Annotated in this window: 4 protein-coding genes, 2 tRNA genes and 1 pseudogene; 4 read left to right on the top strand and 3 right to left on the bottom strand. The window is 38.7% G+C overall.

Annotated elements, in window-relative coordinates; all coding sequences use genetic code 11:
* Positions 1 to 225 precede the first annotated feature (225 nt).
* Positions 226 to 1,218: a Gfo/Idh/MocA family protein gene (locus BN52_RS06565; RefSeq protein WP_008473615.1), complete on the bottom strand. Its 993-nt coding sequence runs from the start codon at positions 1,216 to 1,218 to the stop codon at positions 226 to 228.
* Between the two features lie 202 nt (positions 1,219 to 1,420).
* On the opposite strand from BN52_RS06565, the gene BN52_RS06560 reads away from it, so the two are divergent.
* Positions 1,421 to 2,590, top strand: coding sequence for a pyridoxal phosphate-dependent aminotransferase (locus tag BN52_RS06560; RefSeq protein WP_008473614.1), 1,170 nt, complete (start codon positions 1,421 to 1,423; stop codon positions 2,588 to 2,590).
* Between the two features lie 9 nt (positions 2,591 to 2,599).
* On the opposite strand, the gene BN52_RS10130 is transcribed toward BN52_RS06560, so the two are convergent.
* Both BN52_RS10130 and BN52_RS10125 read right to left on the bottom strand, forming a co-directional pair.
* On the bottom strand, positions 2,600 to 2,758 hold the full coding sequence (locus tag BN52_RS10130; RefSeq protein WP_008473613.1) for a hypothetical protein: 159 nt from the start codon (positions 2,756 to 2,758) through the stop codon (positions 2,600 to 2,602).
* Positions 2,758 to 3,304: pseudogene (locus tag BN52_RS10125) on the bottom strand (DsbA family oxidoreductase). Before BN52_RS10125 ends, BN52_RS10130 begins: the two are co-directional and overlap by 1 nt.
* A gap of 196 nt (positions 3,305 to 3,500) precedes the next feature.
* On the opposite strand from BN52_RS10125, the gene BN52_RS06550 reads away from it, so the two are divergent.
* The 3 genes from BN52_RS06550 to BN52_RS06540 all read left to right on the top strand — a co-directional run bounded on the left by BN52_RS06550 (position 3,501) and on the right by BN52_RS06540 (position 4,971).
* A tRNA-Tyr gene (locus BN52_RS06550) sits at positions 3,501 to 3,582 on the top strand.
* Between the two features lie 33 nt (positions 3,583 to 3,615).
* Positions 3,616 to 3,687, top strand: a tRNA-Gln gene (locus tag BN52_RS06545).
* A gap of 168 nt (positions 3,688 to 3,855) precedes the next feature.
* Positions 3,856 to 4,971, top strand: a complete 1,116-nt coding sequence (locus BN52_RS06540; RefSeq protein ID WP_008473610.1) for a hypothetical protein — start codon at positions 3,856 to 3,858, stop codon at positions 4,969 to 4,971.
* Positions 4,972 to 5,063: the final 92 nt, after the last annotated feature.

The following is a 5,063-nucleotide window of genomic DNA, read 5'->3' as shown; positions in this document are numbered from 1 at the left end:
AAAGAAGCTCGAGCCAGTGAACCGATTGTTAGTTCATCAAATTTTTCTGGATTAGTTTCTAAGTACTGGATAATGGCTTGCTCAGAGCTAGTATATTTTAGGTCATTAGGAAAAATCGTTAGTTTCATAGGTACCTCGAACAGATAATTGAATCGATACTACCATTATTTTACAACAAAAAATCAGCAACTTGGCATTGTGAGCAAATTGCTGATGTAAGAGATATTAAGCTTGATGATCTTCAAATGGGAATTTCATTCCCCAAGCAGTACGGATGCTATTCATGATATGAGCAACGTCTCTTGAAAATTCTAGTTGACCATCATCGTGACCCTGTTCGATGTAGCGCTGCATATCTTTGATTTCATATGTTAAAGCTTGGCTACTATCGCCAGCTACAATTTTCTCGTGACTTTCTTCATGGGCACTAGTGGTATAAGTGATATCGGCTTCAACTGCACGAGGATAGTTGTTGATTTCAACATAGCCTTTAGTTCCAGATACAACGCCACGCTTAGGTTGCTTAGCCCGCATTGAAAGAGCCATTACCGCCATTTGATCATCATTGTTTTTCAGAATAATTCCGGATTGTTCATCAACGCCAGTTTCAAAGAATTTGACTGAAGTTAAGATGCTTTCTGGAGTAGATGAAAGAAAGGTACGCGCAAAGGCAGTGGCATAGCCACCGATATCAAGCAAGGCGCCACCAGCAAGATCTTTATTAAAGAAGCGATTCTTAGGGTCGTAGTCTTTCAAACTACCGAAGTTAACCTGAACTAGCTTGATTTGTCCTAATTTTCCCGCCTTAATCAAGTCTAAGACTTTTTGATAGATCGGCATGTGGTAGAGCGTAAATCCTTCCGTTAAGATTAAGTTTTTTTCTTTAGCTAATTGCGCTACTTCATCGAATTGTGCAGCATTAACGGTGATAGCTTTTTCGGCAAAAACATGCTTACTAGCTAGTAATGCCTTCTTGATATATCCATAATGCGAAATGTGAGGCGTAGCGACGTAGATGATATCGACATTGGGATCGTTAATCATCTCATCTGGATTAAAGTAGGCTTTGGTAACCCCTTTTTCTTTAACAAAATCACGTAAGGCTGATTCATGTGGATTGGCAGCAGCATAGATTTCATCGTTAACTTCATTTAAAGCATCTGCCATATCATGAGCAATCCAGCCAGTGCCGATAATACCCCAATTATATTTGTTCATAGTTTTTACCTCATTTTTGTCATAGCCAAAAATTATTACTTCTTTATCCATGCTAGCAGTAAAAGCTAGTTTGGTAAATGCTTTCATCGTCACTTGACAGTTTTTTGTTGTTGATCAAACGTGATGAAAGTAAAATAAATAATATAAAGCAACACGAACTGTTGATTTCGAGTCAAAAAATTTGAATGGGCGGGTAGAAAGTATGATTGATTTAACTAAATATATGAAAAAAGGTTTGGTAGAACAAAAACCAGGCAACATTTTGGCGTTTGCGATGTACGCTAGCAAAATTCCGGGAATTATTAAATTCAATATTGGCGAACCTGATTTTGCTACGCCAGAGCATATTAAAGAAGCCACCAAAGCCAGCATTGATCAAGATCACTCGCATTATGCGCCATCGAATGGTACTCCAGGTTTAAGAGCAGCAGCGGCCCAATTTTTGGCAGAAAAATATCACCAAAAATATGATGCTGATGAAATTTTGGTGACTAATGGGGTAACGGAAGCCATTTATGACATGATGATGGCTGTTTTAAATCCTGGGGATGTGGTAGTTGTACCAACACCAGCATTTCCACTTTACATGGGCGATGCTGCTTCAATGGGAGCAGAAGTAGTGCAAGTTAATACTGAAGAAAGCAACTTCAAATTAACACCGGCTGATTTGCAGTCGGTGCTAGATAAGTATAGCGACCGGGTAAGAATGTTGGTTTTGAATTATCCTAATAATCCAACTGGCGTGATGTATACGCAAGCTGAACTCGATGCTTTAGCTGATGTTGTTAGAGATAAGCCAATTTTTGTCCTAGCTGATGAAATCTATAGCGAATTGATCTACGATGGTGAACCTGCTTCAATTGAAAAAAGCCTGCATGATCAAGTAGTGGTGATGAATGGCGTTTCTAAAGCTTGGGCAATGACGGGCTACCGTATTGGCATTGTAGCTGCACCAAAACCAATTTTGACCCAGCTTGCTAAAGTTCACCAAGCAATTACTACTTCTGAACCTACACCAATGCAAGATGCGGCGGAAGAAGCCTTTAAGTATGGGCAAGATGATGCTTTGCCAATGAAAGAAGAGTTCTTAAAACGCCGTGATGTATTGTTGAAAGGGATGCAGGAAGCAGGATTTGATTGCTTAGATCCTCAAGGAGCATTCTACATTTTTGCAAAAATTCCTGAAGGCTTAGAACAAGACGATGAAAAATTGGCCTATCAATTGGCTGATGAAGCAGGCGTAGCCGTAACTGCTGGTTCATACTTTGGTCAAGGTGGGCAAGGTTATCTTAGATTGTCTTATGCGATTTCGCTTGAAGAAATTGAACGTGGACTCGAACGCATCAAGGCTTTTGTTAATAAGAATAAGTAAAAAAGACGCCTATTTGGCGTCTTTCTTTGTATCTTCAGCTTTTTTAGCCCAATCAAAGTGATCAGCTAAATTGCAACCATCAGGACCACATTCAAATCCTGAATTTCCACCAATGGTTACGAATTTTTTAACGGCTGATTGATTTTCTGCTTTATTATTGTTAGTCATTATTCTTCCTCACTGATTTGTTTAAGTGCGTTAACCATAACTTCGTATGGTTGAGCACCAGAAATGGCATATTTTTGATTAATTACAAAAAATGGCACGCCTTGAACGCCAGACTGAGCTGCGCTCATTTCGTCACGACGAACGTCAGCTTCAAATTGATCGCTGTTTAAGACGTCATCAACTTTGTCAGCATCGAGGCCAACTTCAGTCGTAACGCGTTTTAAGACGTCATGATCCGCAATGGATTTATTTTCTACAAAGTATAATTCATATAAGCGATCGATTAACTTGCTAACAACGGCTTCGTCACCTGTCTTTTGAGCTAATTTGATTAAACGGTGAGCGTCCATGCTGTTGACATGAAGTACGCCTTGCAAATTTCATTTTTAAGCCATTGCTATGTGCTAGATCTTCGATTTGTTGCCTTCTGGGTGAAAGCGGATCGCTTGATGTCTTAGCCGTTTTAGGAGCAGTGGGATCAAGTTCGTAGGACATTAAAGTTAACGGGGTATCGGTTAAGTTTAACGCCTTCAACGCTTTTTTCATTGAGTTTGCCCCAATATAACAAAATGGGCAAGCAATATCTGACCAGTATGTAATTTCCATAATAAACCTCCAACGTTTAATAAGTTAAGCATACATTCTTACAAATAATAAGTAAAGAATGATGCTTACAATTATTTTTTAGAAAAAGGCTTGCATTTTTTGCGAACATTAGTTATTATAATAAACGTGCTGTTACGGAGGAGTAGCGAAGTGGCTAAACGCGACGGTCTGTAAAATCGTTCTCTCTGAGTTCGGCGGTTCGAATCCACCCTCCTCCATTGTCGAATGACAAGTAAAAATTCGACTGGCACTGGGTTATAGCCAAGTGGTAAGGCAATGGTTTTTGGTACCATCATGCGCTGGTTCGAATCCAGCTAACCCAATATGTTCTATATATTTTGAACAACCCAACCCGAATAGAAGCAAGCTCTTTGGAGCTTGTTTCTTTTTTTGTATTGTTTTTCAATTCTTTAAATGCTAGGCTAGTTGTTAGTCTTTTTTTCTAGAATAGGTAAAATAAAAGTATAGCAAAATGAAATGAGGTTTTTAGTTTGCCAAGATTAATTAAAGTTGGTTCCGCAGCTGATGAGCTGGAATGGAATGTAGCCTTACGGCAACTACAAGCTGATGATGTTTTGTTGTTGGAACCGGGATTTTATGAATTGCCACAAGGGGCAACTTTAGCTGATGTAACTGTCAAAGGGATGGGCTCAGGCCCAGAAGATACCACTATTCTTGGTTATTTGGGAGTAGCAGAAGAAAGTCGCTTTGTCACGCTTGAAAATCTCTGCATTAATACCAACACTGATAATAACAGCTTATATGTCCCTTTTAATGCCAATACTTATTTAACTTTGCGTAATTGTATTATCAAAGGTGCAGGAACTGATACAGCAACTGTTGCCCTTAATGGTAAGGTAACGGCAGAATTTTATTCAAGTAGAATTATTAATGGTTCATTGTCAGTTTTTTCAAACGCAGATTTTCGCTTGGAAATGAATGATTCAATTATTGATTATCCATCATCAGAATACTGTGCCGTTGCAATCGAAGGCAAAGGAACGGCGATTATTAATAATTCTGAAATTCATGGTTCGACTAATACTTTTTCTGATACTAATATTGAGTTAGATATTAATAATTCAATCCTAGATGTCATGGTCTTGCGTGGCCAAGTTTGGTTAAATATGTTGAATTCGCGGGTAATTTCTGAGGATGATATCTGTGTTTTAATTGGGGATAAGTGCTGGAACAACATCCTTAACTGTGAAATTGAGGGTGGCTTTCAGCTTGAAAAAGAAAGCCGAACCATTTTACAGAATACTCACGTTAACCGCTTGATTGCTTGTGATCAAGCTAGATTAACGGCAACCAATAGTTTCTTTTTAACTCACGCCGATTTTCAAGATCAAGCCCAAGCTGATCTTACCAGAATTAGTTTTAATGGTGATCCAGAATTTGAATACTTTTTAGCGCTAAATAAGCAGGCACAAGTTCGTGGACGCAACTTGATCCTTAATTCTAACGGCAGCGAGTTGAGTGTCCAAGATGATGCGGTTTTTAATGCAAGCGTTTATGCCAGTGATCGTGAGCAATTGGAAATTTTGTGTGATAAAGTACCAAACGTTAAAATTTATGGAATAAAATGGACGGCAAAAGAGAATTAATCTGATTGATAGCCTAAGTGTAAAATAATTTGCGGTAAGGTAAAGAACAAATGAAAAAGGAGTCAAATCCCCCTAGGGACTTGACTCCAAAA

It is taken from the genome of Lactobacillus gigeriorum DSM 23908 = CRBIP 24.85 (genome assembly GCF_000296855.1).
GTDB lineage: Bacteria > Bacillota > Bacilli > Lactobacillales > Lactobacillaceae > Lactobacillus > Lactobacillus gigeriorum.
Note: the sequence above shows the minus strand (reverse complement) of the source record. Positions and strands in the feature narration are given on the sequence as shown.

Bases quoted from the DNA above. Each gene is read 5' to 3' on its own strand.
- BN52_RS06560 (WP_008473614.1), top strand. From the start codon at position 1,421: ATGATTGATTTAACTAAATATATGAAAAAAGGTTTGGTAGAACAAAAA.
- BN52_RS10130 (WP_008473613.1), bottom strand. From the start codon at position 2,758: ATGACTAACAATAATAAAGCAGAAAATCAATCAGCCGTTAAAAAATTC.
- BN52_RS06565 (WP_008473615.1), bottom strand. From the start codon at position 1,218: ATGAACAAATATAATTGGGGTATTATCGGCACTGGCTGGATTGCTCAT.